The sequence below is a fragment of the Pseudomonas syringae genome, assembly GCF_021605415.1.
Lineage (GTDB): Bacteria > Pseudomonadota > Gammaproteobacteria > Pseudomonadales > Pseudomonadaceae > Aquipseudomonas > Aquipseudomonas syringae_S.
Genome location: NZ_WKEQ01000001.1, coordinates 121824 through 148243, shown reverse-complemented (window position 1 = coordinate 148243; position 26420 = coordinate 121824). Strand labels below are relative to the sequence as shown.

The 26420-nt window shown below is 59.4% G+C and carries 24 protein-coding genes and 1 pseudogene; 15 read left to right on the top strand and 10 right to left on the bottom strand.

The genetic code is table 11. The annotated features are described in order from the left end of the window. The first annotated feature begins 3 nt into the window (after positions 1-3). Both fahA and maiA read left to right on the top strand, forming a co-directional pair. A complete protein-coding gene (fahA, locus tag GIW69_RS00685; protein WP_236480233.1) occupies positions 4-1308 on the top strand; it encodes a fumarylacetoacetase in 1305 nt (434 codons plus the stop codon). Between the two features lie 12 nt (positions 1309-1320). Further along, on the top strand, positions 1321-1956 hold the full coding sequence (gene maiA, locus GIW69_RS00680) for a maleylacetoacetate isomerase (RefSeq protein ID WP_236480232.1): 636 nt from the start codon (positions 1321-1323) through the stop codon (positions 1954-1956). A 236-nt stretch (positions 1957-2192) separates the two neighbouring features. Here the strand turns inward: maiA and GIW69_RS00675 are convergent, their stop codons facing one another. Next, complete coding sequence (locus GIW69_RS00675; protein ID WP_236480231.1) at positions 2193-2996, bottom strand: transglutaminase family protein; 804 nt, start codon at positions 2994-2996, stop codon at positions 2193-2195. A gap of 184 nt (positions 2997-3180) precedes the next feature. On the opposite strand from GIW69_RS00675, the gene GIW69_RS00670 reads away from it, so the two are divergent. Continuing rightward, the gene (locus tag GIW69_RS00670; RefSeq protein WP_236480230.1) at positions 3181-4200 is read left to right on the top strand and encodes a Glu/Leu/Phe/Val dehydrogenase dimerization domain-containing protein; all 1020 of its coding nucleotides are present in this window, start codon (positions 3181-3183) and stop codon (positions 4198-4200) included. 187 nt (positions 4201-4387) lie between these two features. Here GIW69_RS00670 and GIW69_RS00665 read toward each other — a convergent pair. Then, positions 4388-4642, bottom strand: a pseudogene (locus GIW69_RS00665) (YebG family protein); the annotation flags it as partial. A gap of 290 nt (positions 4643-4932) precedes the next feature. On the opposite strand from GIW69_RS00665, the gene GIW69_RS00660 reads away from it, so the two are divergent. Further along, entirely contained in the window at positions 4933-5433 is a 501-nt protein-coding gene (locus tag GIW69_RS00660; RefSeq protein ID WP_236480229.1) for a phosphate-starvation-inducible PsiE family protein, read from the top strand. On the opposite strand, the gene GIW69_RS00655 is transcribed toward GIW69_RS00660, so the two are convergent. The 3 genes from GIW69_RS00655 to GIW69_RS00645 all read right to left on the bottom strand — a co-directional run bounded on the left by GIW69_RS00655 (position 5430) and on the right by GIW69_RS00645 (position 8724). Next, positions 5430-5744, bottom strand: a complete 315-nt coding sequence (locus GIW69_RS00655) for a DUF3509 domain-containing protein (RefSeq protein ID WP_236480228.1) — start codon at positions 5742-5744, stop codon at positions 5430-5432. The genes GIW69_RS00660 and GIW69_RS00655 overlap by 4 nt on opposite strands. Positions 5745-5982: 238 nt before the next feature. Next, positions 5983-7284 (bottom strand): serine/threonine transporter, encoded by a 1302-nt coding sequence (locus GIW69_RS00650; protein WP_236480227.1) that lies wholly within the window; start codon positions 7282-7284, stop codon positions 5983-5985. Between the two features lie 63 nt (positions 7285-7347). Further along, positions 7348-8724, bottom strand: a complete 1377-nt coding sequence (locus tag GIW69_RS00645; RefSeq protein ID WP_236480226.1) for an L-serine ammonia-lyase — start codon at positions 8722-8724, stop codon at positions 7348-7350. Between the two features lie 135 nt (positions 8725-8859). Here GIW69_RS00645 and GIW69_RS00640 point away from each other — a divergent pair, with 135 nt between their 5' ends. Both GIW69_RS00640 and GIW69_RS00635 read left to right on the top strand, forming a co-directional pair. After that, the gene (locus GIW69_RS00640) at positions 8860-9807 is read left to right on the top strand and encodes a LysR substrate-binding domain-containing protein (RefSeq protein WP_236480225.1); all 948 of its coding nucleotides are present in this window, start codon (positions 8860-8862) and stop codon (positions 9805-9807) included. A gap of 201 nt (positions 9808-10008) precedes the next feature. Beyond that, complete coding sequence (locus tag GIW69_RS00635; RefSeq protein ID WP_236480224.1) at positions 10009-10416, top strand: HPF/RaiA family ribosome-associated protein; 408 nt, start codon at positions 10009-10011, stop codon at positions 10414-10416. 75 nt (positions 10417-10491) lie between these two features. Here GIW69_RS00635 and GIW69_RS00630 read toward each other — a convergent pair whose 3' ends face one another. Continuing rightward, positions 10492-10671: a hypothetical protein gene (locus GIW69_RS00630; protein ID WP_236480223.1), complete on the bottom strand. Its 180-nt coding sequence runs from the start codon at positions 10669-10671 to the stop codon at positions 10492-10494. A 28-nt stretch (positions 10672-10699) separates the two neighbouring features. Here GIW69_RS00630 and GIW69_RS00625 point away from each other — a divergent pair, with 28 nt between their 5' ends. From GIW69_RS00625 to GIW69_RS00615, 3 genes are all read left to right on the top strand, one after another. After that, a complete protein-coding gene (locus GIW69_RS00625; RefSeq protein WP_236480222.1) occupies positions 10700-11278 on the top strand; it encodes an RNA polymerase sigma factor in 579 nt (192 codons plus the stop codon). Further along, positions 11275-12264 (top strand): FecR family protein, encoded by a 990-nt coding sequence (locus GIW69_RS00620; protein ID WP_236480221.1) that lies wholly within the window; start codon positions 11275-11277, stop codon positions 12262-12264. The genes GIW69_RS00625 and GIW69_RS00620 overlap by 4 nt, the downstream gene beginning before the upstream one ends. A 188-nt stretch (positions 12265-12452) precedes the next feature. Continuing rightward, positions 12453-14882 (top strand): TonB-dependent receptor, encoded by a 2430-nt coding sequence (locus GIW69_RS00615; RefSeq protein WP_236480220.1) that lies wholly within the window; start codon positions 12453-12455, stop codon positions 14880-14882. Positions 14883-14956: 74 nt separating this feature from the next. Here GIW69_RS00615 and GIW69_RS00610 read toward each other — a convergent pair whose 3' ends face one another. Continuing rightward, positions 14957-15832: a helix-turn-helix transcriptional regulator gene (locus GIW69_RS00610; RefSeq protein ID WP_236480400.1), complete on the bottom strand. Its 876-nt coding sequence runs from the start codon at positions 15830-15832 to the stop codon at positions 14957-14959. Between the two features lie 137 nt (positions 15833-15969). On the opposite strand from GIW69_RS00610, the gene GIW69_RS00605 reads away from it, so the two are divergent. Next, positions 15970-16872, top strand: coding sequence for a DMT family transporter (locus tag GIW69_RS00605; RefSeq protein ID WP_236480219.1), 903 nt, complete (start codon positions 15970-15972; stop codon positions 16870-16872). 24 nt (positions 16873-16896) lie between these two features. Here the strand turns inward: GIW69_RS00605 and GIW69_RS00600 are convergent, their stop codons facing one another. Next, positions 16897-17406, bottom strand: a complete 510-nt coding sequence (locus tag GIW69_RS00600) for a DUF2165 domain-containing protein (RefSeq protein WP_236480218.1) — start codon at positions 17404-17406, stop codon at positions 16897-16899. 152 nt (positions 17407-17558) lie between these two features. After that, the gene (locus GIW69_RS00595; RefSeq protein ID WP_236480217.1) at positions 17559-18533 is read right to left on the bottom strand and encodes a 2-hydroxyacid dehydrogenase; all 975 of its coding nucleotides are present in this window, start codon (positions 18531-18533) and stop codon (positions 17559-17561) included. 674 nt (positions 18534-19207) lie between these two features. On the opposite strand from GIW69_RS00595, the gene GIW69_RS00590 reads away from it, so the two are divergent. Both GIW69_RS00590 and GIW69_RS00585 read left to right on the top strand, forming a co-directional pair. Further along, positions 19208-20236, top strand: a complete 1029-nt coding sequence (locus GIW69_RS00590) for an IS30-like element ISUnCu4 family transposase (RefSeq protein ID WP_095016300.1) — start codon at positions 19208-19210, stop codon at positions 20234-20236. A 117-nt stretch (positions 20237-20353) separates the two neighbouring features. Continuing rightward, the gene (locus GIW69_RS00585) at positions 20354-20977 is read left to right on the top strand and encodes a hypothetical protein (RefSeq protein WP_236480216.1); all 624 of its coding nucleotides are present in this window, start codon (positions 20354-20356) and stop codon (positions 20975-20977) included. A 187-nt stretch (positions 20978-21164) separates the two neighbouring features. Here the strand turns inward: GIW69_RS00585 and GIW69_RS00580 are convergent, their stop codons facing one another. After that, positions 21165-22133 carry a LysR family transcriptional regulator gene (locus tag GIW69_RS00580; RefSeq protein ID WP_236480215.1) on the bottom strand — a complete coding sequence of 323 codons (969 nt, stop codon included), beginning with the start codon at positions 22131-22133 and terminating at the stop codon, positions 21165-21167. Between the two features lie 262 nt (positions 22134-22395). Between GIW69_RS00580 and GIW69_RS00575 the strand changes: the two genes are divergently transcribed. The 3 genes from GIW69_RS00575 (at position 22396) to GIW69_RS00565 (ending at position 26417) form a co-directional block, all read left to right on the top strand. Then, positions 22396-23895, top strand: a complete 1500-nt coding sequence (locus tag GIW69_RS00575) for an efflux transporter outer membrane subunit (RefSeq protein ID WP_236480214.1) — start codon at positions 22396-22398, stop codon at positions 23893-23895. 139 nt (positions 23896-24034) lie between these two features. Next, on the top strand, positions 24035-26227 hold the full coding sequence (locus tag GIW69_RS00570; protein WP_236480213.1) for an FUSC family protein: 2193 nt from the start codon (positions 24035-24037) through the stop codon (positions 26225-26227). Then, entirely contained in the window at positions 26217-26417 is a 201-nt protein-coding gene (locus tag GIW69_RS00565) for a DUF1656 domain-containing protein (RefSeq protein WP_015096751.1), read from the top strand. The genes GIW69_RS00570 and GIW69_RS00565 overlap by 11 nt, the downstream gene beginning before the upstream one ends. Positions 26418-26420: the final 3 nt, after the last annotated feature.

Genomic DNA, 26420 nt, shown 5'->3' with positions numbered 1-26420 from the left:
CCCATGACCCAGACTTCCATTGCCCGCAGCTGGGTTGTTTCCGCCAACGGTCATGCCGATTTCCCGTTGCAGAACCTGCCGCTGGGCGTGTTCAGCATCAACGGCTCGGTCCCGCGCAGCGGTGTTGCTATCGGCGCACACATTTTCGATCTCGAAGCGGCGCTGGACGCCGGCCTGTTCGACGGTGTCGCGAAGGCGGCCGTCGAAGCCACGCGCGGCGGTCAACTGAATGCGTTTTTCGAACTCGGTCGCCCGGCCCGGGTTGCCCTGCGTAAACGTCTGCTGGAGTTGTTCAGCGACGGCAGTGCGCTGCGCGGCAAGATCGAAGCCCAAGGCGCGAAGTGGCTGCCATTGGCTGCCGATTGCCAGATGCATCTGCCGGCCCGGATCAGCGATTACACCGATTTCTATGTCGGCATCGAGCACGCGCAAAACGTCGGCAAACTGTTTCGACCGGACAACCCGCTGCTGCCGAACTACAAATACGTGCCGATCGGTTATCACGGCCGCGCTTCCACCGTGCGGCCGTCCGGCACTGAGGTCCGTCGTCCGAAAGGCCAGACCCTGCCGGCCGGTCAGACCGAGCCGACCTTCGGCCCCTGCGCGCGTCTGGACTATGAGCTGGAACTGGGGATCTGGATCGGCCAGGGCAACGAGATGGGCGAGTCGATCGCCATTGGCGATGCCGCTGAGCATATTGCCGGTTTCTGTCTGCTCAACGACTGGTCGGCGCGGGATATCCAGGCCTGGGAATATCAGCCGCTGGGGCCATTTCTGTCGAAGAGCTTCATCACCAGCGTCTCGCCGTGGGTAGTGACGGCCGAAGCGCTGGAGCCGTTCCGTCGCCCACAACCCGCGCGTCCGCAGGGCGATCCGCAACCGCTGGCGTATCTGCTCGACCAGCGTGATCAGGCCGCCGGTGCTTTCGACATCGAACTGGAAGTCCTGCTGCTCACCGAGGCCATGCGCGAGCAAAATCTTCCCGCGCATCGTTTGACCTTGAGCAATACACGGCACATGTACTGGACCGTCGCGCAAATGGTCGCGCACCACAGCGTTAACGGCTGCCAGTTGCAGGCCGGCGATCTGTTCGGTTCGGGCACGTTGTCGGGGCCTGAAGACGGTCAGTTCGGCAGTCTGCTGGAAATCACCGAGGGCGGCAAAAAGCCGATCGAGCTAGCCTCCGGCGAAGTGCGTAAGTTCCTGGAAGACGGCGACGAAATTATCCTGCGCGCCCGTTGCGCCCGTGACGGTTTTGCCTCCATCGGTTTCGGCGAATGCCGAGGCAAAATCGTGGCGGCGCACTGACAGGAGCGGGTAATGGATCTCTACACCTATTACCGTTCCACGTCGTCGTATCGGGTGCGCATCGCGCTGGCGCTCAAGGGCCTGGATTATCAGGCGCTGCCGGTGAATCTCATCGCCCCGGTGGGAGGAGAGCATCGTCAACCGGCGTATTTGGCGATCAATCCGCAGGGCCGCGTGCCGGCCTTGCGTACCGATGATGGCGCGCTGTTGATTCAATCGCCGGCGATCATCGAGTTCCTGGAGGAACGTTATCCACAGGTGCCGCTATTGCCCGGGGATCTGGTCGCTCGTGCGCGAGTGCGTGGCGTGGCGGCGGTGATCGGTTGCGATGTGCATCCGTTGCACAACGTCAGCGTATTGAATCGTTTGCGGCAACTCGGTCATGACGAGCCGCAAGTGGTCGAGTGGATCAGCCACTGGATCGGTCAAGGTCTGGCGACGGTGGAGCAGTTGATCGGCGACGCCGGTTACTGCTTCGGCGAACAGCCGGGGTTGGCCGACGTGTATCTGATTCCACAGCTGTATGCGGCCGAGCGTTTCAACGTCGATCTTGAGGCTTACCCTCGGATTCGTCGCGTGGCCGCTCTCGCTGCAACGCATCCCGCGTTCATCAAGGCGCACCCCGCCAACCAGCCCGACACCCCGTAACCCATGTAGAAGCCGGGCTTGCCCGCGAAGAAGGTGTGCCAGACAAATTATCTGCACCTGACACACCCATTTCGCGGCCAAGCCACACGATCGCCTGTAGGAGCGAGGGGCTGTCTCTGAGTGTGTTGGAGCAGAAATCCTTGTGGGAGCTGGCTTGCCAGCGATGGCGGTTGTGTGAGCCAGCATCTTCATCAGCTGACCCGGCGCTTTCGCGAGCAGGCTCGCTCCTGCAGGGGTTAATGAACTACCGAGTTGGGTGGCAAATGCCCGAGCCGTTCGGTCAGGCGCAACCGCTGGATCGGATCTTCACTGAGCAGCAGGGCATGTTCCAGGTCGAATCGCTCGGCGCTGGGGCAATCGAGCCGCTGATACAGGCTGGCGCGGGCCAGGTAATCGGCGGCGCTGGCATTGCCCAGTTCCAGCACGCGTTCGGCGTCCATCAGTGCGGCGATGAAATCGTCGTGTGTCAGGTGCAACTGACGCAGATTGCGGGACAGGCGCTGGAGCATCTGAACCGGCGTGGCGGTTGCCAGATGTTCGGCATTGAGCTTCATCTGCGAGCCGTACTGACGCTGCAACAACTCGCGGCAGTCGTTTGGATACAGACGTCGACCGCCACACGGATCAAGCAAATGATCGGCGCCGGGCACCCGCAGCAGGAAGTGTCCGGGGAAGTTGACACCCACCAGCGGAATCTCCAGCCCCCGCGCCAATTCCAGCGCAATCAATGCCAGCGCGAGGGGCTGTCCGCGACGGGTTTGCATTACCTTGTGCAACAACGCAGCTTGCGGGCGCAGCGGGGTGAAATCGTCCTTGGCATAACCCAGGTCGTTCATGCGTCGCAGCAGCGGTTGCGCCAGTTCGCTGACCGGCATCATTGGCAAGCCGTAACTGACCCGTTGCTGCAGCTCGGTGAAGTCCTGCAACAAGGCGTGTGGGTTGGCCTCTTTATCGTGCTCGGCCGCCATCCACAGCGCAGCTTCGAACAGCGCGGGAGGGGAACGATGCAAACAGTCGAGGAAACGTTGGCGCGGGCTCATCAAAATCTCCGGAGAATGCCTCGTTTTAGCCCCGTCTCCGCTATTCGTCCAGTGCCGCGCTGCACTCGCGTCGAGTTATGCCGCAAAGCCCGGTTTGCAGCCCGTGCTTATTCCGGTGCGCTCCAGCAATTTTTTGTTGCAAGCCTATACTGGCGTCTACAAGAAGTGATTCGGGAGCCTGTCGATGTTTGCTCTCATGCAAAGCACTCGCCTGGAATCGCTGCATCTTAGCGTTGACCCGGTCTCCGGGTTGAAGGCGGTCATTGCTATTCATAACAGTCGCCTCGGGCCAGCCCTTGGCGGATGTCGTTACCTTGCCTATCCCAACGACGAATCTGCTGTCGAGGACGCGGTGCGCCTGGCCAAGGGCATGAGCTACAAGGCCGCGCTTGCCGGTCTGGAGCAGGGCGGCGGGGTGGCAGTGATCGTGCGTCCGGCCCATGTCGAAAACCGCGCGGCGCTGTTCGAAGCGTTCGGCCGTTGCATCGACCAACTGGACGGTCGCTACATCACCGCCATCGACAGCGGCACCTCGGTGGCGGACATGGATTGCATCGCCCAGCAGACCCGACATGTCACCAGCACCACCTCTGCCGGAGACCCGGCGCCTCATGCGGCGATGGGCGTTTTCGCCGGCATTCGCGCAACAGCGATGGCGCGCCTGGGCAGCGATAATCTCGAAGGTTTGCGCGTGGCGATTCAGGGCCTGGGCAATGTCGGTTATGCACTGGCCGAACAGCTTCATGCTGTTGGCGCCGAGCTGCTGGTCAGCGACATTGATCACGGCAAGGTGTTACTGGCGATGGAACAACTCAATGCCCATCCGATTGCCAACGACGCATTGCTCAGCACGCCGTGCGACATTCTTGCGCCATGCGGTCTGGGCGGTGTGCTGAATCGCAACAGCGTCGCGCAGTTGCGCTGCGCGGCGGTGGCGGGTTCGGCGAATAATCAACTGACTCATCTGGACGTCGCCGATCAACTGGAGCGGCGCGGCATTCTTTATGCGCCGGATTATGTGATCAATGCGGGCGCGTTGATTTATGTGTCGCTCAAGCATCGCGGCGAAGAATTGCCGACGATCACGGCGCACCTGTCGAAGATCAGCTCGCGGTTGACCGAGGTGTTTGCCCATGCGCAGGCGGAGAAGCGTTCGCCGGCGCGGGTGGCGGATGAGTTGGCGGAGCGGGTTTTGTATCGGTGATTTTTGGGGAGGGGAATAACAAAGATTTGAGTATCAAAAGATTTGAAGATCAAAAGATCGCAGCCTTCGGCACTCCTACAAGGGGTAGGGTGTTGGGGCTGCGATCTTTTTATTTTGCGGCTTTGGGTGCCTTGGCCGGTTTGACCGGTTCGGCGGGTTCTGCCACTTCTTCAGTTGCTACGGGCTCGGCCGGTGTGTTGATCAGCTCCGACAGTGCATCGGGCTGGCTCTTGAACGCCTTGGCAAATACATCGCGATTTTTCGCCATGTAGATCCCGACTTCATCCACCTGCTGCTCGTTCAGCGACGGCACGGCTTTTTGCAACACTTCAGCCAGCAATTCGGCGAGTTCGAGCATTTTGTCATGACGGTCAGCTTCGGCTTTATCCATGAACAAGCGCTCCAGATCTCGGCTGCTGCGGTATACCACTTCGACGGCCATTCACCACCTCACATGCCTTCACGATTAATTGTCTTGCGACTACTGTATCTATATACAGCGAAAAGGATAAGCGAATCCTTTGCCTTTGGGTAGTGGCTTTTTAATGTAGACCGGATTCAGGGTTTGTCAGCCCCAGGCTCATGCCTGGTGCGACCAAACGCCACGGCGCGCGTTTGCTGGCGGCTCGCCATGATGTCGTGGCCTTCTTTCTGCATGAATTCCCATGAACGCAGAAAACTGTCACGTCCAACCGGCAACATCCGCTCGAATCGGGCTAAGGAATCTTCATCGTGAAAATCAACTGGGCCGAGAAACTGCGGCAAAACGTGCATCAACTGGCCGAGTCCCTGGGCAACCTGTTCGTCGAAACCTTCCACTACCTGGCGTTGTTCGCCATTGGTGCGGTGACGGCATGGGCGGCGGTAATGGAATTCCTCGGGATGCTCGAGGTGGGGCACATCAAGATCGATGACATTCTGTTGCTGTTCATCTATCTGGAACTGGGCGCGATGGTCGGGATTTATTTCAAGACCAACCACATGCCCGTGCGCTTCCTGATCTACGTGGCGATCACGGCGCTGACTCGCCTGCTGATCTCCAATGTCTCGCACCACAATCCGCCGGACATGGGCATCCTGTATCTGTGCGGCGGGATCTTGCTGCTGGCGTTTTCGATCCTGGTGGTGCGCTACGCGTCTTCGCAGTTTCCTTCAGTGAAGATCGACAACCCGCACCGCAAGATCGGCACGGGTTCGAGTGAACACCCGGAGGTCGAGAAGGGCGAGCTTTAAAGGCGCGCTGACTGCGGCAGGCTTTCAACCTGCCGTGGTGGCGGCGTCGGGCTGTTGCCGCCAGTCATGGCTTCCAGAATCGCCACGGCGCTGTGGCCTTGTTCGATGGCGATGCCGAACTGAATACTTTGCACCAGCCGCTTGAGGCGTTCCGGATCGTTACGCTGTTCGGCACTGATCATGCGTTTGGCCACGATTCGACCGCTGTTGGACAGGGTCAGCATGATGCTGCCGTCCAGGCCCTGAATGCTCAGGTTGATTTGATAATCCGGCGCGAAGGCATCGGTAATCATCTGAAAAGGGTTGTCCATGATGCGTCACCGCCTGATTGAACGTGCAGTTGTTGACTGGCTTTGATCAGGATTAGTTCGCAATACCAGACCATTGGCCGCTCCGTGGCTTTTGCTTCCGTGAGGAGCTGCCGCAAGCTCGGGCCTGCGGCAGCTCCTACAGAGACATAGCAAGGCGTGTGCCGGAAAGATTGTCGAACAATAAACACGGCTGGAAGCCGGCGAACTTTGCAGTTCGCCGGTTTTTTTTCGGCTCGTTTCAGGGCAGGAACGAGAAGATGATCGCTGACAGTGCAATCAGGCCGATCAGCACCACAAACACGTTGGAGACCTGTCCCGAATACTGGCGCAAGGCCGGCACGCGGCGGATGGCGTACATCGGCATCAGGAACAACAGACAGGCAATCACCGGCCCGCCGAGGGTTTCAATCATGCCCAGAATGCTTGGGTTGAACGTCGCCACGGCCCAGCAGCTGAGGATCATGAACAGCGCGGTTGCGCGGTTCAGCCAGCTCGTCGACATGACCCGGCCACGGCTGCGCAAACTCTTGACGATCATGCCCTGGAAACCTTCGCTGGCACCGATGTAGTGGCCGAGAAAGGACTTGGTGATTGCCACCAGCGCGATCAGCGGTGCGGCGTAGGCGATGACCGGGGTCTGGAAGTGGTTGGCCAGGTACGACAGGATCGAAATGTTCTGCGCCTTGGCGGCCGCGAGATCCGCCGGCGACAGTGCCAGCACGCAACTGAAGCAGAAGAACATCACCGTCACCACCATCATCCCGTGGGCCATGGCGAGAATGCCGCTGCTCTTGCGCTCGGCCTCGGCGCCGTAGCGTTGTTTCTGCTCAACGGCGAAGGCGGAAATGATCGGCGAGTGGTTGAACGAGAAGACCATCACCGGGATCGCGAGCCACAACGTCTTGAAGAACATTGGCAGCGGCATGCCTTCCCGGGCGCTGGCGAAGAAGGCGCCATTCCAGTTCGGAATCAGGCTAAGACCCAGCAACAACAACGCGGCGACGAACGGATAAACCAGCACGCTCATGGCTTTGACGATGACGTGTTGGCCGCAGCGCACGATGGCCATCAGACCGAGGATCAGCGCCAGCGACAACACCGCGCGCGGCGGCGGGGCAATGTGCAATTGGTGTTCGAGGAAACTGCTCAACGTGTTGGTCAGCGCGACGCTGTACACCAGCAGGATCGGAAAGATTGCAAAGAAATACAGCAGCGTGATCAGTTTGCCGGCGCCGATGCCGAAGTGTTCTTCCACCACTTCGGTGATGTCCCCGGAGCGTCCGGACAACACGAAGCGGGTCAAGCCTCGGTGCGCGAAGAAGGTCATCGGAAAGGCCAGCAAGGCCAGGATCAACAATGGCCAGAACCCGCCGACTCCGGCGTTGATCGGCAGAAACAACGTGCCGGCACCGATGGCCGTGCCGTAGAGGCCGAGCATCCAGGTGGTGTCGAATTTGCTCCAGCCCTTGTGGGTCGTTTCGGTATTGCGCGTGAGGTCTACAGCAGGATTTTCGGCAGCAGGTGTACGTACATCGCTCATCGTTTTTGCCTCGTTATTGTTCTTGCTCGGGCTCACGTGTTGTGGACGGTCAGGGAACGCTCCTCAGCATTCCACCCAGTTCACCGCCAGGCCGCCCCGTGAAGTCTCTTTGTATTTGTCGTGCATGTCGGCACCGGTATCGCGCATGGTGCGGATCACCCGGTCGAGGGAAATGAAGTGTTTGCCGTCGCCACGCAGGGCCATTTGCGTGGCATTGATCGCTTTCACCGCCGCGATGGCGTTGCGCTCGATACATGGCACTTGCACCAGACCGCCGACCGGATCGCAAGTCAGGCCTAGGTTGTGCTCGAGGCCGATTTCGGCGGCGTTTTCCAGCTGTTCCGGGCTGGCGCCGAGAATCTCAGCCAGACCGGCAGCGGCCATTGCGCAGGCCGAGCCGACTTCGCCCTGACAACCCACCTCGGCGCCAGAGATCGAGGCATTCTTCTTACACAAAATGCCGACGGCGGCAGCGCCGAGAAAGAAGGAGACGACGTCGTCATCGGACGCGTCCGGGTTGAATTTCATGTAGTAGTGCAAAACCGCCGGAATGATCCCCGCCGCACCGTTGGTTGGCGCGGTGACCATGCGCCCGCCGGCGGCGTTTTCTTCGTTGACGGCGAGGGCGAACAGGTTGACCCATTCCATCGCCGACAGCGTCGAACTGATCACATTCGGCTTGCCGATTTCCAACAGGCTGCGGTGCAATTTCGCCGCGCGACGCGGCACATTCAGACCGCCCGGCAGGATGCCTTCGTGGCGCATTCCCTGTTCGACACACTCACGCATGACCGACCAGATGTGCAGCAAGCCTTGGCGGATCTCTGCGTCGCTGCGCCAGGCTCGCTCATTGGCCATCATCAGTTCGCCGACGCGCAAATTGTGCCGGTTGCACAACGCCAACAGCTCGGCGGCGCTGGAAAAGTCGTAAGGCAATTCCACATCGCCTGTCGGCGCCACGCCAGACTCGGCTTCGGCCGCTTCGATGATGAAACCGCCGCCCACCGAGTAGTACGTTTGCGCGAACAGCTCGCCGGTTTCGCCAAAGGCTGTCAGCGACATGGCATTGGGATGGTAGGGCAGGCTCTCGTCGAGTAGCAGGAGATCGGACTGCCAGTTGAAGGCAATCGTCTGTTGGCCTGCGAGCGACAATTGGCCGCTTTCGCGCAACTGCTGGATGCGTGGATCAATCGTGTTCGGGTCGATGCTGTCCGGCCATTCACCCATCAGGCCCATCACGCAGGCGCGGTCGGTGGCGTGACCGACGCCAGTGGCGGAAAGCGAACCGTAGAGGCGGATTTCCACGCGCCGTACGTCGCCCAACAGATATTGATTGATCAGCGCTTGTGCGAAGGTCGCCGCGGCGCGCATCGGCCCGACAGTGTGGGAGCTGGACGGACCGATGCCGACTTTGAAGAGATCGAAAACACTGATAGCCATGCTAAACCCTGACAGGTAATGGAGTAGGAATCGCTGCCATTTTTTGTAGGACAAGCGCAATGTCGGCGATACTGCCTAGCTCGGTTCAGCGTGACCAACGAAACTTCCTAAGACAGCCTTTAGCAGGACTAAACAATGAGTCGTCAATTGCATGCCCAGACATACGTCTGGCTGCAGGTGTTCGCCTGTGCCGCGCGGCACTTGTCCTTCACCCGTTGCGCGGAGGAATTGCACATCACGCCGGGAGCGGTGAGCCAGCAAATCCGACAACTGGAAGAGCGCTTGGGCTTTCGTCTGTTCCACCGCCGGGCGCGAGGTGTTGAATTGAGCGCCGAAGGCCAGCGACTGGCCATTACGGTAAACGAGGCTTACGGCAGCATCGACGCTGAATTGCGGCGCCTGGACGCGGGCATGATCAGCGGGATTTTGCGCGTTCGTTCGATTCCGTCGTTCCTCAGCAAGTGGCTGACGCCACGTCTGCCGCGCCTGCAGCAGCGCTATCCGGATATTCAGTTGCGACTGGTCGCGGAAGACAGCAGCGTGCCGTTGCACGAGGGCGATTTCGATCTGGCCATCGACTTGAACGACGGCAGCTACCCGGGTCTGTTATCCACAGCCTTGCTGGACGAGCAGATTTTTCCGGTGTGTGCGCCGAGCCTGCTGCGCGGGCGTCCGCCGCTACATGGGCCGGCGAATCTGGGGCACTTTCCCTTGTTGCACGACATCACGGCCTGGCGCGGCAGCTATGAATATGCGGAGTGGGAGTTTTATCTCAATGCCATCGGATTCGAAGGCGCGGATGTTCGCCGCGGGCACACGTTTAATCGTAATCACCTGACCATCGAAGCGGCGATTGCCGGCATGGGCGTGGCGATTGCCCGGCGTACGCTGCTTAACGACGAGCTGGAGCGAGGCACGCTGATTGTGCCGTTCGGCGTCGCGGTGCCGAATCACAAACGCTACGTGCTGCTCTACGCACCGGGCGCGCTGAGCCATCCGGGCGTGCGTGCCGTGCATGACTGGCTGGTGGAGGAAGCGGAGATATTTCGCGGCTTGCACCCGTTGAATGACGGGCAACTGTGAGCAGATTTTGCAACAAGGCGAGGCGAAGCAACTCCCGACCTTACCAGTGACGTGTCCCGTTGTCCGGGTTTATTTGCGAAAGCATATTTATCTTTTTCCAGGGGTTGAAATGTTCGGCGGTCGGGCCGATTGTTGTAATCAAGAGGTCACGAAATATCTGTTCAAGGCCTTTTGCGAGCTAGCTGAATTAAGGGATGAACTATGCAAATCCAAGTCAATAGCGATAACCATGTTCAAGGCAGTAAACGACTGGAGGAGTGGGTACGTACTACCATTGAGAGCACGCTCGACCGCTACCAGGAAGACCTGACCCGTGTCGAAGTTCACCTGAGTGACGAGAACGGTGAAAAAGCGGGTCCCCACGACATGCGCTGCCAACTGGAAGCGCGGCCAAAAGGCCATCAGCCGATTTCCGTTACCCATAAAGCCGACTCGCTGGAACTGGCGATCGATGGGGCGGCTGAAAAGCTCGAACATGCGCTGGAGCACCTGTTTGGCAAGTTGCGCGGCAAACCACGCGCCGCTGTGGTGCCGTTCGAGAGACCATCAGCCGATGCGCTGCTGGAAGAGGAATTTCTGGAGAATGAACAGGCAGCGATCAACAGTTGATCCGCTGATTCAAGTCACCCATTGAGAACGGGCCTGCGATTGCAGGCCCGTTTTGGTTTCTGGCACAAGAACGTGTCATCCACCGGCCGGCTTCTCCGACAGCGAATTCGCGGCGTACACCATGCCTGCGCAGGAACTGCCGCAGGCTGCGATCTTTTGTCCTTCGGCAATCGAAGGCTTTTGCGTTTGAGAATATTTATCATTAATATCGCCTCTCATCCGTTCGGCCTGTAAGCCGGACACCTTACGTTTCAAGGTCGAACATGAAAGGCAAACTCGCCGCATGTGCCGTTCCGTGCTGATCGGTCTGCCACCGGAACCCGGTGACGATGAAGCGCGCGGGTCACGTGCGCATTTTCTTCAGGTATTCCTGTCGCAGCGCTCGCAAATGGAAGCGTTGGTGAACAGGCGTGTCGGCTGCCGGGCGACGGCGGCAGATCTGGTGCAGGATCTGTTTGTGCGTTTCTGGCGGCGGCCGCTGGTGCAGGTTGATGAACTCGGCACGTATCTGCTGCGCTGCGCCGGTAATATCGCCATCGACCATTTGCGCAGCGAAGGCACGCGGGCGCGGATTAACGAAGGCTGGCAACCGGATGAGCCGGACAGCCGTGGCAGCGAACCGCAAGCGGCGCTGGAGGCGGGCAACGATCTGCGCCATGTGGAAGCAGCGCTGCGCGCTTTGCCCGAAAAAACCCGGCAGATATTTTTGCTCAATCGCATCCACGGTCGCAAATACGCCGAAATCGCCAACGCCATGGGCCTTTCGCAAAGTGCCGTGGAAAAACATATGATGCGCGCCCTTGAGGCCTGCAAGGCCAGCCTGCGCGAACCCGCGCCACGCACGCCAGGGAAAGCATCGTGAACCCCACCGATAGCGCCGCACCGACGCCCGAACAGGAAGCGGCCGCACTTGCCTGGCTGAGCCTGCTGCATGATCGGCCCAGCACCGGCGATCAGTTGACCTTCAGCCAATGGCTGCATGCCGACCCTGCTCACGCCGAGGCTTACGCTCAGGCACAAGTGGTTTGGGAGCTGAGCGAAAGCCCCGCGCGCACCTTGGCCAATGAAGATGCTCTCGCGTTGCAAGGCTTGCTCAATGCAATGGATCGACCTCGCTACCAAAACGCCCGGCGCTGGTCTGGCGCGCTGGCGATGGCTGCTTGTCTGCTGCTGGTAATCGGTGTCGGCGCCGGTTGGCAGCCACAGCGCTGGATCGATGATCTGGGCGCTGATTTTGTATCGGCTCCCGGTGAAATTCGCACCGTGACGCTGGCCGATCAGTCGCAAGTGACCCTTGATGCCGACAGCGCCATCGCCGTGAATTTCAGCGGTGGCGAGCGCCATGTACGACTGCGCCGAGGGGCGGGATTTTTCAGCGTGACCCACACCGGTGAGCCGTTTGTGGTCGACGCCGAGAAAGGTCAGACGCGGGTGCTGGGTACGCAGTTCGAAGTACGCCTGCAATCATACGGCGCGCAGGTCACGGTGTTGTCGGGCCGGGTTGGCGTCACGGCAGATCGCGATGCTGAACCACAGATCCTCACCGCCGGTCAGCAAGTGGCCTACGGCGAAGGTTCTGCGCAAAAACTTCACGCCGTCGACAGCAAGGCGCAACTGGCCTGGCGCCAGGGTTGGCTGACGTATTACAAGGCGACGCTGGCGGAGGTTGTCGAGGATTTACGGCGTTATTACCCAGGGCGGATCCTGCTGCTCAACGATGACCTGGCCGCCCGCAAAATCAGCGGCAGTTTCCCCAGCAACGATCCGCACGCGGTGTTGAGTTCGCTGCAAGGAGTGATGGGGTTCGAGCAGCATCAGGTGCTGGGGCATCTGATTATTCTGCGCTGACTGCAAAATCAAAAGATCGCAGCCTTCGACAGCCCCGACACAGAACCATGTAGGAGTTGCCGAAGGCTGCGATCTTTTGATCAAAAAAAATAAAAAAAACCAGTGAGGTAAACCCGAACCCCATCCGTGTAGATGACAGAAAGTGCGATTCATTCGCATCCGCAGCGATTCTACACAGGTCATGAGCAATGAAGTCCAGGGCAAAATCGGGTTCGGTCAAACAGTGGTTCGGTGCGCAGGCACTGAGTTTTTCAGCGTTGGCATTGCTGCCCATCAGCGTGGCGCTGGCTGCGGAGACCGTCAGCACGCAGTCACGCGAGCAGTTCAATTTCGCCCTCGCCGCCAAACCGCTGCCCCAGGCTTTGGACGACTTCGCCCGCGTGACCGGACAGAGCGTGGTTTATACCGACGAGGCGCCATACGGCCTCAATGCTCCAGCAGTCAACGGTTCGATGAGCGCCGAGCAAGCGTTGCAACGACTGCTCAGTGGTTCCGGCCTGACTTTCCGCCGCACCGACAACCACACCCTGGCCCTTGAACCACAACCCACTGCAGGCACCTTGAACCTTGGCGCTACCAACATCACGTCGGTGCGCGACGACTCGATGAGCTATCAGCCGCCGCAAACCACTTCGGTGATGCGCTCCTCGGCGTCTCTCCAGGAAATCCCGCAGACGGTCAATGTCATCCCGGCCCAAGTCATCCGCGACCAGGCGCCGCGCAATCTTGACGACGCCCTGGCTAACGTCAGCGGTATCACTCAGGGCAACACGTTGGCGAGCACCCAGGATTCGGTGATGACCCGCGGCTTCGGCGACAACCGCAACGGCTCGATCATGCGTGACGGCATGCCGATCGTGCAGGGCCGTGGCATGAACGCCACGGTGGATCGTGTCGAAGTGCTCAAGGGCCCGGCATCGCTGCTGTACGGCATTCAGGATCCCGGCGGCGTGGTCAACATGGTCAGCAAGAAGCCTGAAATGGAGCAGTACAACGCCCTTACCGCGCGCGGTTCGACCTATGGCGACGGCAAGAACGGCAGCGGCGGTACATTCGACAGCACGGGTGCCTTGGGCGAATCCGGCCTGGCGTATCGGATGGTGCTGGATCACGAGGACGAAGATTACTGGCGCAATTTCGGCACCCATCGCGAGACGCTGATCGCGCCGTCGCTGGCCTGGTATGGCGATAGCACCCAGCTGCTGTTCGCCTATGAACACCGTGAGTTCTTGACCCCGTTCGATCGCGGCACAGTGATCGATCCGCGCACCAATCATCCGTTGGATATTTCTCGCAACGAGCGTCTCGATGAGCCATTCAACGACATGGAAGGGCGCTCGGATCTTTATCATTTCGAGGCCGACCACGAACTCAACGACGACTGGAAAGCCCACTTCGGCTACAGCTGGAATCGCGAAACCTACGACGCCAGCCAGGTGCGCGTGACCGCCATCGACACCACAAAAGGCACATTGACCCGCAGCATGGACGGCACGCAAAACGCGCTCTCCACCGACCGTTTCACCACCGCCAGTCTCGAAGGCAAAGTCAGCGCGCTGGGCATGCAACACGACCTGGTGTTCGGCGTCGATGACGAGTACCGCAAGATTTACCGCGCCGATCTGATCCGGCAGAAAAGCCTGAGCACCTTCAGCTACGTCAATCCGGTGTATGGCCGTGAAGTCGAGGGCACCACGGTCAGCGCGGCGGACAGTGCGCAGACCGATATTCTGCGCAGCGATTCGCTGTTCCTGCAGGACTCTATCCATCTCAACGATCAATGGATTCTGGTCGCCGGCGGGCGCTTCCAGAAATATGACCAGTACGCCGGCAAAGGCGTGCCGTTCAAGGCCAATACTGACAGCAACGGGCAGAAATGGGTGCCGCGTGCCGGCCTCGTCTACCGCTATACCGACGCATTGTCTTTCTACGGCAGCTACACCGAATCGTTCAAACCCAACTCGACCATTGCGCCATTGAGCGGCAGCAGCACCGTGCTTGACGGCAGCCTGGCGCCAGAAGAAGCGAAGTCGTGGGAACTGGGTGCGCGGCTGGATATGCCCGGCCGCATCACGGGCAACGTCGCGCTGTTCGATATCAAGAAACGCAACGTGCTGGTGGCCAACTCCGAAGGCCCGACGACGATTTACAGTGCGGCCGGTGAGGTGCGATCACGTGGCCTGGAAGTGGATCTGAGCGGCCAGCTTACGGATCGCTGGAGCATGATCGGCAGCTACGCCTACACCGATGCCGAGGTCACCGAAGATCCGGATTACAAAGGCAAGAAACTGCAAAACGTTGCGCGTAATTCCGGTTCGCTGTCGGCGGTGTACGACTTCGGCAGTGTGATCGGCGGCGATCAGTTGCGAGTCGGTGCGGGCGCGCGGTATGTCGGTGAGCGCGCGGGGAATGCGGTCAATGATTTCGATCTGCCGAGCTATACGGTTGCGGATGCCTTTGCCACTTATGACACGCGTGTCGAAGGACAGAAGGTGAAGTTTCAGCTCAACGTGAAAAACCTGTTTGACCGTACTTACTACACATCGGCGGCGAGCCGGTTCTTTGTGTCGATGGGGGATTCCCGGCAGGTTTCGCTGTCGACTACGTTGGAGTTTTAAGAACACAGGTCAACAGATCGCACCCTGCGGCAGCTCCACGGATCCTGCCGCAGGCTGCGATCTTTTGATGTGACTTACCGCAAAAACGCCTGCCGATACTCACCCGGCGTCCCACCCAGCGCCTGGCGAAACCGGTTGGCAAAATGACTGGCACTGGCAAACCCGCACGCCAGGGCAATCTCACCCAACGGCAACGTCGTGCAACGCAACAGATCCCGCGCGCGACTCAGGCGCCGAGCCAGTACGTATTGGTGCGGCGGCAGTCCAAAGCTCACCCGGAACATCCGTGCAAAATGGTATTCGGACAACGCGCACAAAGTTGCCAGTTGCCCGAGGCTGATCGCCTCCGCCAACTGACTGTCGATGAACTGCACCAAGTGGCGTCGCTGATGCGCCGCCAATCCGCCCTTGAGCCGCACCCCCTGGCGCGCATTTACCTGACTGAGCAGGGCATGGCTGAGCATTTCGTGGGCAAGGCTACTGGTCAGCAAACGTTCGGCCGGTTCCTCCCAATTGAGTGCGATGAGTTGCCGAAAGCGCTGCGCCTGCTGCGCGTCGTCCAGGAATGTCTGCTCCCGCAATTGCAGCTCCCGTGGCTCACGATCCAGCAGCGTCACGCAGCCCAAGGCAAACTGTTCAGCGCTGAAATACAAATGAGCGAGGCGAATATCGCCATTGATCACCCAGCCCGACTGATGATCCGCCGGCAGGACGCACAGCTTGTCCGGACCGCCCGTGATCCCCGGTTGTCCCCGGCGAAAAGTACCAGTGCCGCCGGCGATGTAGCAGGACAGCGTGTGATGGCTCGGCGCTTCGTATTCCTGGGCGTCGTGATGGTTACTCCACAAAGCTGCGGACAAGCCGTCACCAAGCTCGGCGCTGTGCTCCAGGCGAGCATTTGGCGAGCGGTTGAGGGCTTGAAAGATTTGCAGGGTATCCAGGGCCATGATCGGGTTCTCTTCAACGCCTTGCATCCTACTCCGTAGACTTCGCGCTGCCAGCCCGCGCAGCGACAAAAGCGCAAGTTTGTGCAAGCGCGCCTGATCCGGCGAGGCAGACACTGAAGGTCTATTCAGGAGCCTTTGCCATGAACCTTTCGTTGTATTTGCTGACCGTGCTGATCTGGGGAACCACCTGGATTGCCTTGAAGTGGCAGTTGGGCGTAGTGGCCATTCCGGTCTCGATCGTCTACCGCTTCGGACTTGCCGCATTGGTGCTGTTCGCGGTGTTGCTGATCAGCCGTCGCTTGCAGCCCATGAACCGTCGCGGCCATCTGATCTGCCTGGCACAAGGCTTGTGCCTGTTTTGCGTTAACTTCATGTGCTTTCTGACGGCGAGTCAGTGGATACCCAGCGGTCTGGTCGCGGTGGTGTTTTCGACGGCTACGTTGTGGAACGCGCTCAACGCACGGGTGTTCTTCGGCCAGAAAATTGCCCGCAATGTGTTGATGGGCGGCGCCCTCGGCCTGTTCGGTCTGGGGCTGTTGTTCTGGCCGGAACTGGCCGGGCACGCGGCCAGTCCTGAAACCTTGCTCGGCCTGGGGCTGGCACTGTGCGGCACCTTGTGTTTTTCGGCGGGCAACATGCTCTCGAGTCTGCAACAAAAGGCCGGGCTCAGACCGCTGACGACCAATGCCTGGGGCATGGCCTATGGCGCTGCCATGTTGACCGCGTGGTGCCTGGTCAAGGGCATCCCGTTCGAGATGGACTGGTCATCGCGTTACGTCGGCGCCCTGTTGTATCTGGTGATTCCGGGATCCGTGATCGGCTTCACGGCCTATCTGACCTTGGTCGGGCGGATGGGCCCCGAGCGTGCGGCTTACTGCACCGTGCTGTTTCCCGTCGTGGCGCTGAACGTTTCCGCGTATGCCGAGGGTTACCAATGGACGGCACCCGCATTGGCGGGACTGGTATTGGTCATGCTGGGGAATGTACTGGTGTTTCGAAAACCTAAAATCTGGGTTCCGCCTCAGCACGGAAAACTGGCATAGCCCTCAAGGGTCGGGCGCTGGTTGTCAGCGCTCGACTTTCATCGCGATATAAATCATCAGCGGCAAGATGAAGTCGACGATATGCCGCGCCCAGTCCTTGGCATTCCAGGTGGTCGAAGTGTCCATGTCAAACCATTCGACCCCGATGACTTGCAAGCACACGTAATAAATGAACATGGCAATTAGCAAACCAATAATCGAAAACTTTTTGGCTTCGTGAAAGTCTTCAGCGGACGCGTTTATCTTTTTCAAAAGATGGTAAGTGCCTAACAGGCAGAATGCCGTATAAGTCACTTCCATGGTGATGACAAACCAATAGATTCGATGGTGCAGCAAAGGTGAGGTTATGGCGCGATAACGGATGCTTTCGTTTTGCTGCGTGGTGTCCATGCTGAGGATATGTCCGACGTATTCGTAATTCGACGCGTAGTCGGTAAAGTTGTGGTACATCACCAGTAAGCCGAAGAAACTGATGTAGGCCATTAAAATAAGTTTGCTGTAGCGAATGAGCTGGTTGGTGGTCAAGTTGTTCAAGATGTTCTCCATAACGATATATCGTGGTTACGATAAGTCGGGAGAGTTTATTACGGCTTTTTTTACTTTGGCGCTGGATTCGATTGCAACTTATGTGAAACGACAACTTTATTAATTACGGGAAATGACCCCTGAGTCATTTCCCGCATTGATCAACCGCGCCACACCTGGGGGTTGACCAGGTCTTGCGGACGCTCGCCCAACAGAGCGCTGCGCAAGTTGGACAGCGCACGGTTGGCCATGGCTTCGCGGGTTTCATGGGTAGCCGAGCCGATGTGCGGCAACGTCACGGCGTTTTTCAGCTGAAACAGCGGCGATTCTGCCAGCGGCTCTTTTTCGTAAACATCCAGACCCGCACCGCGAATGCGGTTGCTCTGCAGCGCTTCGATCAACGCCGGCTCGTCCACTACCGGGCCACGGGCGATGTTGACAAGGATGGCGCCCGGTTTCATCAAGGCCAATTCTCGGTGGCTGATGAGGTGGCGGGTCTTTTCGCTCAGTGGCACCACGAGGCAGACGAAATCGGCTTCAGCCAAGAGTTCGTCAAGACTGCGGAACTGCGCGCCGAGTTGTTGCTCAAGGTCGGTCTTGCGACTGTTGCCGCTGTAAATGATCGGCATGTTGAAACCCAGTCGGCCACGTCGGGCGATGGCGGCACCGATGTTGCCCATGCCGACGATGCCCAATGTCTTGCCGTGCACATCGCTGCCGAACAGCGGTGCGCCGACGCTGGCTTGCCATTGGCCGGCTTTGGTCCAGGCATCCAGTTCGGCGACGCGGCGGGCGCTGCTCATGATCAGGGCGAAGGCCAAGTCAGCGGTGCTTTCGGTGAGGACGTCAGGGGTGTTGGTGAGCATGATGCCGCGTTCGTTGAAGTAGTCGACGTCGTAATTGTCGTAGCCGACCGAGACGCTGGAAACCACTTCGAGTTTTGTCGCGATTTCCAGTTGTGCCCGGCCGAGCTTGCGCCCGACGCCGATCAGACCGTGGGCGTGGGGCAGGGCTTCGTTGAATTGGGCGTTGATGTCGCCGCTCTTTGGGGTCGGCACGATGACGTCGAACTCTTGTTGCAGGCGTTCGATCATTGGGGGGGTGATGCGGCTGAAGGCCAGGACTGTTTTTTTCATTGGGCTTAGGCTCGTCGGGGCTCTGAAATTGCCAAGCACGCTAACATTGTTTTTCGGCGTTTGTCTTGGCTTGGCGGCCTCTGGGGCGACCAGGTTCTCGGGGTTTTGGGTGCATATCCGTTGCTGCGGTAGTGGCGGCTTGGGGTTTCGCCCTTACGGCGAGTCCCTTTTGGCAAACGCCGGAATGCCGGCCCAGCCCAAAGGAACCAAAAGGTCTCGCCTCGGCGCTGCGCGCCAATCCCCGGGTGAACACCTCCACTCAGCCTTCCGAAGGGGCGGGCGAGTCAAGATCAAGAGCGACAGCCGAGCTGACGCTCATCCTGTTGAGTGGTGAAGAGCCTATGTGCGGCAGCTCAAATCACTGTGGGAGCTGGCTTGCCAGCGATGGCGGCCTGGCAGCCGACCAATCCATTCCGTTGTGCCCATTTTCCGTGGAGCTGCCGAAGGCTGCGATCTTTTGATTTGAGCGTTAGATGGTAAACCGCAGGTTAGCTTGATTTGACTTTCGGTTTGAGGGGGCGCGGTCTTTAAAGCTAATGTTAATTTGAATGGTTAAGTCCGTGACTGAACCTGTACCTGAGATTGTTGGTGCCTTCCAGGACGCGTCGGGTTTTAGCATGGCGGCGGCAAAAACTGAGTGCAACACCTGACCTTTCCGGTACGGTGCTGCCCCTATGTCTTATACCGAACTCAGCGTTGAAGAGCGCGCCACCATTCAAATCAGTCATGCCCAAGGCTTCAGCCTGCGTAGGATTGCCTGCTTGATCAACCGATCCCCTTCGACCATCAGCCGGGAGCTGCGCCGCAATCGAGATGTCTGTGGCGGCTACTCGGCCCACGCGGCCCAGCAGCAGATGCAGGCTCGCCGCCAGGTGTGTCGACCGAAGCGAAAGCTGTTGCGGGGTGGTGAGCGCTTCGAGTTGGTGGCGCATATGCTCCGTGAGCGTTTGTCTCCCGAGCAGATTGCCGGCAAGCTGCGCAGCATGAACATTCCCAGCCTCAGAGATGCCTACGTCTGTCGCGAGACGATCTATAACGCGATCTATGCCCTGCCGGTCGGTGAACTGCGCAAGGAGCTGATCATCTGCCTGCGGCAAAGCAAGACGACACGCCGACCGCGCTCTGGTGGTGTGGATCGGCGCGGCCAGATTCCCGAGATGGTCAGCATCCATGTGCGCCCACCGGAGATCGAAGACCGGCTAATGCCAGGGCATTGGGAAGGCGACTTGATCAAGGGCAAAGCCAACGCCTCGTGTGTAGGCACGCTGGTGGAGCGAACCAGTGGCTACCTGATGCTGGTGAAGATGAACGACGCGACGGCGACCTCGGCGATGGAAGGCTTCAGTGCAGCGCTCAATGGCATGCCGCTGGCGATGCGCAAGAGCATGACCTACGACCAGGGTCGAGAAATGGCGCGGCATGCTGAAATCACCCAGCAGACTGGGGTGGCGATTTACTTCTGCGACCCGCACAGCCCTTGGCAGCGCGGTAGCAACGAAAACATCAATGGCCTGATCCGCCAGTACCTGCCCAAAGGCACAGACCTGTCGGTACACAGCCAGGAAGAACTGAATGCCATCGCACTGCAACTGAACATGCGTCCGCGTAAGCGCTTCGACTTCAAATGCCCAATCGAAGTTATGGGCGAGGTGATGCAGAAGGCCATGGCTATGCGGCATGATGCTCCAGCTTCAATTCAATGACCGTGTTGCACTCAGCTCCTGCAACCGCCCATCTTAAAAGTCTAAAGTTGAATGCGTTCCGGCATATAAAGTTGGGGTTTTAGATGAATATGGGATTTGTAAGGTGCTCAGCCTCGTTTGTTGTCAGCGTTCATTTTGGTTGTAAGCACTATCGCAAATAGTGATGAAAGCCTGTCAACTTTTACAGTGTTGCATCATGTGGCTTTAGTTGATGCTTGTTCGGCGGTCGTTGCTAATAATCAAGAGGTGGTTTTTATGGATATGCCATTGGCATCATTGGAAAATACAAAGGCGCCTACCGGAAAAATCACGGGAACTTTACAAGGCGAGGAATTCAGCGTGCCCGTCGCGGGATTTCTGTTATCGGAGATCACCGGTTATATGGTCATTCGCGGAAATACGCCGACCGGGCAATCGTCAATGAAAGTCGTACAAATTTTTCTCTCAGATAATGTGACTACCGGACGCCATGAGCTGGACAGTCGCGGACTGTTCAAAAGACTTTATTATGCGAAGTCTCAAGGGGCTGAAATGGAATATTACAACGGCATAGAAGGCGGTGGTTATAACAGTTATATCAATGTTACTCACTTTGATCGGAAGGCAGGGACAATCGTCGCGTCACTTGATGTGACGTGCAAGCCGGCGAATGAGAACAACCCTGTTAACCTGAAAGTTGAGCTAACGGTAGATGCCGGAGGGCTTGAATTCGAACTCCCCCTTGAGGGGGATCGTTTGTAATCCTGCTTTAACGACGCCAACGGGAATGGTGGGGAAAGCGATTTTTCAGTGCTGAAGAATCGCTTTCCTGTTATTGACGGTAGTGAGAATCCGAGTCTGGCACTGGATCGCAACTGTTTGGCATAGCTGATGCCATCCGTCAAAACGATGCAAACTCGTCATCGTCACGTCACTAGCGGGAACCGCCTCAGTTCGCCACTCTCACCCCACCCAGACTCCCGCTCAATTCATACGCCGCCAGTTCCGCCTGATGCGCCGCCAATATCTCCGGCAGTGACCCGCGCAAGTACTCAACCCAGGTTTTGATCTTCGCATCCAGATACTGGCGCGACGGGTAGATCGCGTACAGGTTCAGTTCTTGCGAACGGTAGTTCGGCATGACGCGCACCAGCGTGCCGTTGCGCAGGCCGTCGATCGCTGCGTACACCGGCAGCACGCCGACGCCCATGCCGCTGGTGATCGCGGTTTTCATGGCGTCGGCGGAGTTGACCAGGAACGGTGAGCTGTTGATGGTGACCATTTCCTGGCCTTCCGGGCCGTCGAAGGCCCATTTTTCCAGGGGGATGACGGGGCTGACCAGGCGCAGGCAGGCGTGGTTGAGCAGGTCGCTGGGTTTTTGTGCGCTGCCATTGGCTTTCACGTAGGCCGGCGAGGCGCAGACGATGCTGTAGGTGATGCCCAGGCGTTGCGAGACGAAGCCGGAGTCAGGCAGTTCGCTGGCGAGCACGATGGACACGTCGTAGCCCTCGTCGAGCAAGTCCGGCACGCGGTTGGCCAGGGTCAGGTCGAAGGTCACATCCGGGTGCGTTTTGCGGTAGCGGGCGATGGCGTCGATGACGAAGTGCTGGCCAATGCCGGTCATGGTGTGGACTTTCAGCTGTCCGGCGGGGCGGGCGTGGGCGTCGCTCGCCTCGGCTTCGGCTTCTTCGACGTAGGCGAGGATTTGTTCGCAACGCAGCAGGTAGCGTTTGCCCGCTTCGGTCAATGCGATGCGGCGGGTGGTGCGGTTGAGCAAACGGGTTTGCAGGTGGGCTTCCAGATTGGAGACCGCGCGCGAGACGTTGGCGGTGGTGGTGTCGAGTTGCACGGCGGCGGCGGTGAAGCTACCGGCTTCGGCCACACAACTGAAGGCGCGCATGTTTTGCAAAGTGTCCATGGGGTGCTCTCAAGGGAGGTGGCAAATTGTGACACGAAGTTACCGGGGTAGAGACCCCCGACCTTGGGATTATCTCGTTAACCGTAACAAAGATTCACAGGATTCCCAGCTTATCGCCGTGAAATCCACCCCATAGAATTGCGCCGATCCTGTAGGAGCTGCCGCAGGCTGCGATCTTTTGATCTTGAAACACAACATCAAAAGATCGCAGCCTGCGGCAGCTCCTACAGGGGATCTTTTCCAACCTCAGGAATTCGCAGCTGTGCCGCGTCGCATCTACAGAGCGCTTATGCCGCTCAGTGTTCTGGCTTTCTCTTTGGCAATCGGCGGCTGCATTGGAACCGGAGGCATCGCCCCGCAGGGGGAGGCATTGGAGGCCAATTCACTGGCCACCGACGACGCCATCGCCCACGCCGCCCGTGACGCAAACTGGCCCACCGCGCAGTGGTGGCAGGCCTACGGCGACCCGCAGTTGAATCGCTGGATCGATCTCGCCGTGCAAGGCAGCCCGACCATGGCCATGGCCATCGCGCGGGTGCGTCAGGCCAAATCCATGGCCGGTGTTGCCGAAGCGGCCGAGTCGTTGCAGGTCAATGGCGAGTCGACCCTCAAGCGTCACAACTGGCCGACCGATCAGTTCTACGGCCCCGGTGAGCTGGCCAACAGCACCACCTGGGACAACAACGCGGCGCTGGGCTTCAGCTATGCCCTCGACCTCTGGGGCAAGGAAAGCAACGCCAGTGAGCGCGCGGTGGATCTTGCTCACATGAGCGCTGCCGAAGCGCGTCTGGCGCAGCTGGAATTGCAGAACAACATCGTCCGCGCCTACATCGAGCTGTCGCTGCACTACGCGCAACGGGACATCGTCGCCGCCACTCTGGCGCAGCAGCAACAGATTCTCGATCTGGCGCAGAAGCGTTTGAGTGGCGGGATCGGCACGCATTTCGAAGTCAGTCAGGCCGAAACGCCGTTGCCGGAAACCCATCGGCAACTGGATGCGCTGGACGAAGAAATCGCTTTGAGCCGAAATCAGCTCGCCGCACTGGCCGGCAAAGGCCCGGGAGAGGGCGCGCAATTGCAGCGTCCGACCCTGGCGCTCGGCGCCGCGCTGAAACTGCCGTCGGCATTGCCCGCCGAACTGCTTGGCCAGCGTCCGGACGTGGTCGCCAGTCGCTGGCAGGTCGCGGCGCAGGCGCGCGGTATCGAAGTGGCCCACGCCGGTTTCTATCCCAATGTCGATCTGGTCGGCAGCCTCGGCTACATGGCCACCGGCGGTGGGGCGCTGGAGTTTTTGACCGGCAAGAAACTCAATTACACCGTCGGGCCGGCGATCTCGTTGCCGATCTTTGACGGCGGCCGATTGCGCGCTGAACTGGGCGAGGCGTCCGCCGGTTATGACATGGCCGTGGCGCATTACAACCAGACTCTGGTCAATGCGCTGAAGAATATCTCCGATCAGTTGATCCGCCGCGAGTCGATGGACAAGCAGCAAGGCTTCGCCGCCGAATCCGTGGCCACCGCGCAGAAGACTTACGACATCGCGATGATCGCGTACCAGCGCGGCCTCACTGATTACCTCAATGTGCTCAACGCCCAAACCTTGTTGTTCAAGCAGCAGCAAGTGCAGCAACAAGTTCAGGCCGCGCGATTGAGTGCCCATGCCGAACTGGTGACGGCCCTCGGTGGCGGACTCGGGGCTGGCAACGACGTACCAAGCGCCGAGAAAACCCAAGCCCCGAAAACCCCGGCACTCCTTCGATGAATACAATGATCAATGTGGGAGCGGGCTTGCTCGCGAAGGCAGTTTCTCATTCAACATTGAAGTTGACTGGGGATACGCCTTCGCGAGCAAGCCCGCTCCCACAGGTGTTCGGCTTCATTGAGTTTTTGAGCACGATCCTATGACTTCCTTGCCCGCACCTTTGCGCTGGCTCTATTCGCTCGAATGGCGTCGGGGTCTTTTCGACTGGGCGCGCAGCGACGGCGTGACTTGGGTCTACATCTTCAAGGTGTTGATTGCCGCGTTTCTTACCCTGTGGCTGGCGATGCGACTGGAGTTGCCGCAACCGCGCACGGCGATGATTACCGTGTTCATCGTCATGCAGCCGCAAAGCGGTCAGGTGTTTGCCAAAAGCTTCTATCGCTTCCTCGGCACGCTCACCGGGTCGGCCGTGATGGTGGCGCTGATCGCCTTGTTCGCGCAGAACACCGAACTGTTCCTCGGCTCGTTGGCGATCTGGGTCGGTATCTGCTCGGCCGGCGCCGCTCGCTGCCGCAACTTTCGCGCGTACGGTTTTGTGCTCGCGGGCTACACCGCAGCAATGGTCGGTTTGCCGGCACTGGCGCACCCGGACGGCGCATTCATGGCGGCGGTGTGGCGCGTGCTGGAAATCTCCCTCGGCATTCTTTGCTCGACCCTGGTCAGCGCCGCGATCCTGCCGCAAACCGCCAGCGCGGCAATGCGTAACGCGTTGTATCAGCGCTTTGGCGTGTTCGCGCTGTTTGTCACCGACGGCCTGCGCGGACGCAGCCACGCGGAATCGTTCGAGGCCAGCAACGTGCGCTTCATCGCTGAAGCCGTGGGGCTGGAAGGTCTGCGCAGCGTGACGGTGTTCGAAGATCCGCACATGCGTCGGCGCAACGGTCGGCTGAGTCGTTTGAACAGCGAATTCATGGGCATCACCACACGCTTCAATGCCTTGCATCAGTTGCTCGAACGCCTGCGTGTCAATGACGAAGAACACGTCGTCGCGGCGATCAAACCGGGTTTGCAGGACTTGGCCGAAGTGCTCGACGGCTTTAGCGGCCGTGCGTTGACCAGCCCCGATGCCGCGCGCCTGGTGGCGGCGCTCACGGCCTACAAGGAAGGCTTGCCGGCGCGGGTGCGCAGCTTGCGGGCGATCTTTCAGGAGAGCGCGCCGAGCGACGCCGAGCAACTGGATTTCCATACGGCGTATGAGCTGCTGTATCGCTTCGTCGACGACCTGCACAGTTATGCACAGACCCACGCTTCACTGGCCGATCACCGCCACGAACGGGAGCGTTGGGACGAACCCTTCACCCCGCAAACCAACTGGTGGGCGGCAGCGGCTTCGGGGATTCGAGCGTCGTTCATTCTGATCGTGCTGGGCAGTTATTGGGTCGCCACCGCCTGGCCGAGCGGCGCGACCATGACCCTGATTGCTGCCGCCACTGTGGGCTTGTCTGCCGCTACGCCGAATCCGAAACGCATGGCGTTTCAAATGGCCTGCGGCACCTTTCTCGGAGCATTGATCGGCTTCGTCGAGATGTTTTTCATCTTCCCGTGGATCGACGGTTTCCCATTGCTGTGTGTGATGCTTGCGCCGGTCATCGTACTCGGTTCGTTCCTGACGTCGCGGCCGCAATACGCCGGTGTCGGCCTTGGCTTGCTGATCTTTTTCAGCACCGGTTCGGTGCCGGACAACCTGACCATTTACAACCCTTACGCCTTCATCAACGACTACATCGCGATGGTCATGGGCATGCTGGTGTGCGCCGCCGCCGGGGCGATTATTCTGCCGCCGAACAGCCGCTGGTTATGGCAACGCCTGGAGCAGGATCTGCGCGGCCAAGTGGTGTACGCAATCAGCGGCAAGCTCAAGGGGCTGGCGTCGAGTTTCGAAAGCCGCACCCGTGACTTGCTGCACCAGGCCTATGGGCTCGCGGCAGGTCAGCCGACAGTGCAGAAAAACCTGCTGCGCTGGATGTTCGTGGTGCTTGAAGTCGGTCACGCGATCATTGAACTGCGCAAGGAACAGGCGGTTCTTCCGGTGCACCCGGCGTATGCCGAGTCGCAACCGTGGCGCCAGGCGATCCGAGTGATGGGCCGCTCGTTGATGCGCCTTTTCTTGCAGCCGACCCCGAGCAATCTTGAGCGCGCACTCATCGCCGTCGACCATGCGATCAGTCGTGTGGCAGCCACCGACGAACCGTTCGCGCCGCATTTCGATACCTCGGCGCTGCGCCGAGTGAAGAGCTACCTGCACTTCATCCGCACCTCGCTGCTCGATCCGCAATCACCCCTCGCCGCACTGGCCGCCGCCAAGCCACAAGGACTCGTTCATGCCTCGTGAAATCGCGTTCCACGGCGTGTACATGCCGACCATGACCCTGATGTTTTTCATCGCTGCGGCACTGGCCTGGGCGCTGGATCGGTTCCTTTCGGGGTTCGACTTGTACCGTTTCTTCTGGCACCCGGCGCTGCTGCGCCTGAGTCTGTTTACCTGTCTGTTCGGCGCCATGGCGCTGACTGTCTACCGTTGAGAC

Bases quoted from the DNA above. Each gene is read 5' to 3' on its own strand.
- GIW69_RS00625 (WP_236480222.1), top strand. From the start codon at position 10,700: ATGTGCCGTTCCGTGCTGATCGGTCTGCCACCGGAACCCGGTGACGAT.
- GIW69_RS00645 (WP_236480226.1), bottom strand. From the start codon at position 8,724: ATGGCTATCAGTGTTTTCGATCTCTTCAAAGTCGGCATCGGTCCGTCC.
- GIW69_RS00565 (WP_015096751.1), top strand. From the start codon at position 26,217: ATGCCTCGTGAAATCGCGTTCCACGGCGTGTACATGCCGACCATGACC.
- GIW69_RS00635 (WP_236480224.1), top strand. From the start codon at position 10,009: ATGCAAATCCAAGTCAATAGCGATAACCATGTTCAAGGCAGTAAACGA.
- GIW69_RS00570 (WP_236480213.1), top strand. From the start codon at position 24,035: ATGACTTCCTTGCCCGCACCTTTGCGCTGGCTCTATTCGCTCGAATGG.
- fahA (WP_236480233.1), top strand. From the start codon at position 4: ATGACCCAGACTTCCATTGCCCGCAGCTGGGTTGTTTCCGCCAACGGT.
- GIW69_RS00615 (WP_236480220.1), top strand. From the start codon at position 12,453: ATGAAGTCCAGGGCAAAATCGGGTTCGGTCAAACAGTGGTTCGGTGCG.
- GIW69_RS00605 (WP_236480219.1), top strand. From the start codon at position 15,970: ATGAACCTTTCGTTGTATTTGCTGACCGTGCTGATCTGGGGAACCACC.
- GIW69_RS00595 (WP_236480217.1), bottom strand. From the start codon at position 18,533: ATGAAAAAAACAGTCCTGGCCTTCAGCCGCATCACCCCCCCAATGATC.
- GIW69_RS00640 (WP_236480225.1), top strand. From the start codon at position 8,860: ATGAGTCGTCAATTGCATGCCCAGACATACGTCTGGCTGCAGGTGTTC.
- GIW69_RS00650 (WP_236480227.1), bottom strand. From the start codon at position 7,284: ATGAGCGATGTACGTACACCTGCTGCCGAAAATCCTGCTGTAGACCTC.
- maiA (WP_236480232.1), top strand. From the start codon at position 1,321: ATGGATCTCTACACCTATTACCGTTCCACGTCGTCGTATCGGGTGCGC.
- GIW69_RS00590 (WP_095016300.1), top strand. From the start codon at position 19,208: ATGTCTTATACCGAACTCAGCGTTGAAGAGCGCGCCACCATTCAAATC.
- GIW69_RS00580 (WP_236480215.1), bottom strand. From the start codon at position 22,133: ATGGACACTTTGCAAAACATGCGCGCCTTCAGTTGTGTGGCCGAAGCC.
- GIW69_RS00670 (WP_236480230.1), top strand. From the start codon at position 3,181: ATGTTTGCTCTCATGCAAAGCACTCGCCTGGAATCGCTGCATCTTAGC.
- GIW69_RS00655 (WP_236480228.1), bottom strand. From the start codon at position 5,744: ATGGACAACCCTTTTCAGATGATTACCGATGCCTTCGCGCCGGATTAT.
- GIW69_RS00675 (WP_236480231.1), bottom strand. From the start codon at position 2,996: ATGAGCCCGCGCCAACGTTTCCTCGACTGTTTGCATCGTTCCCCTCCC.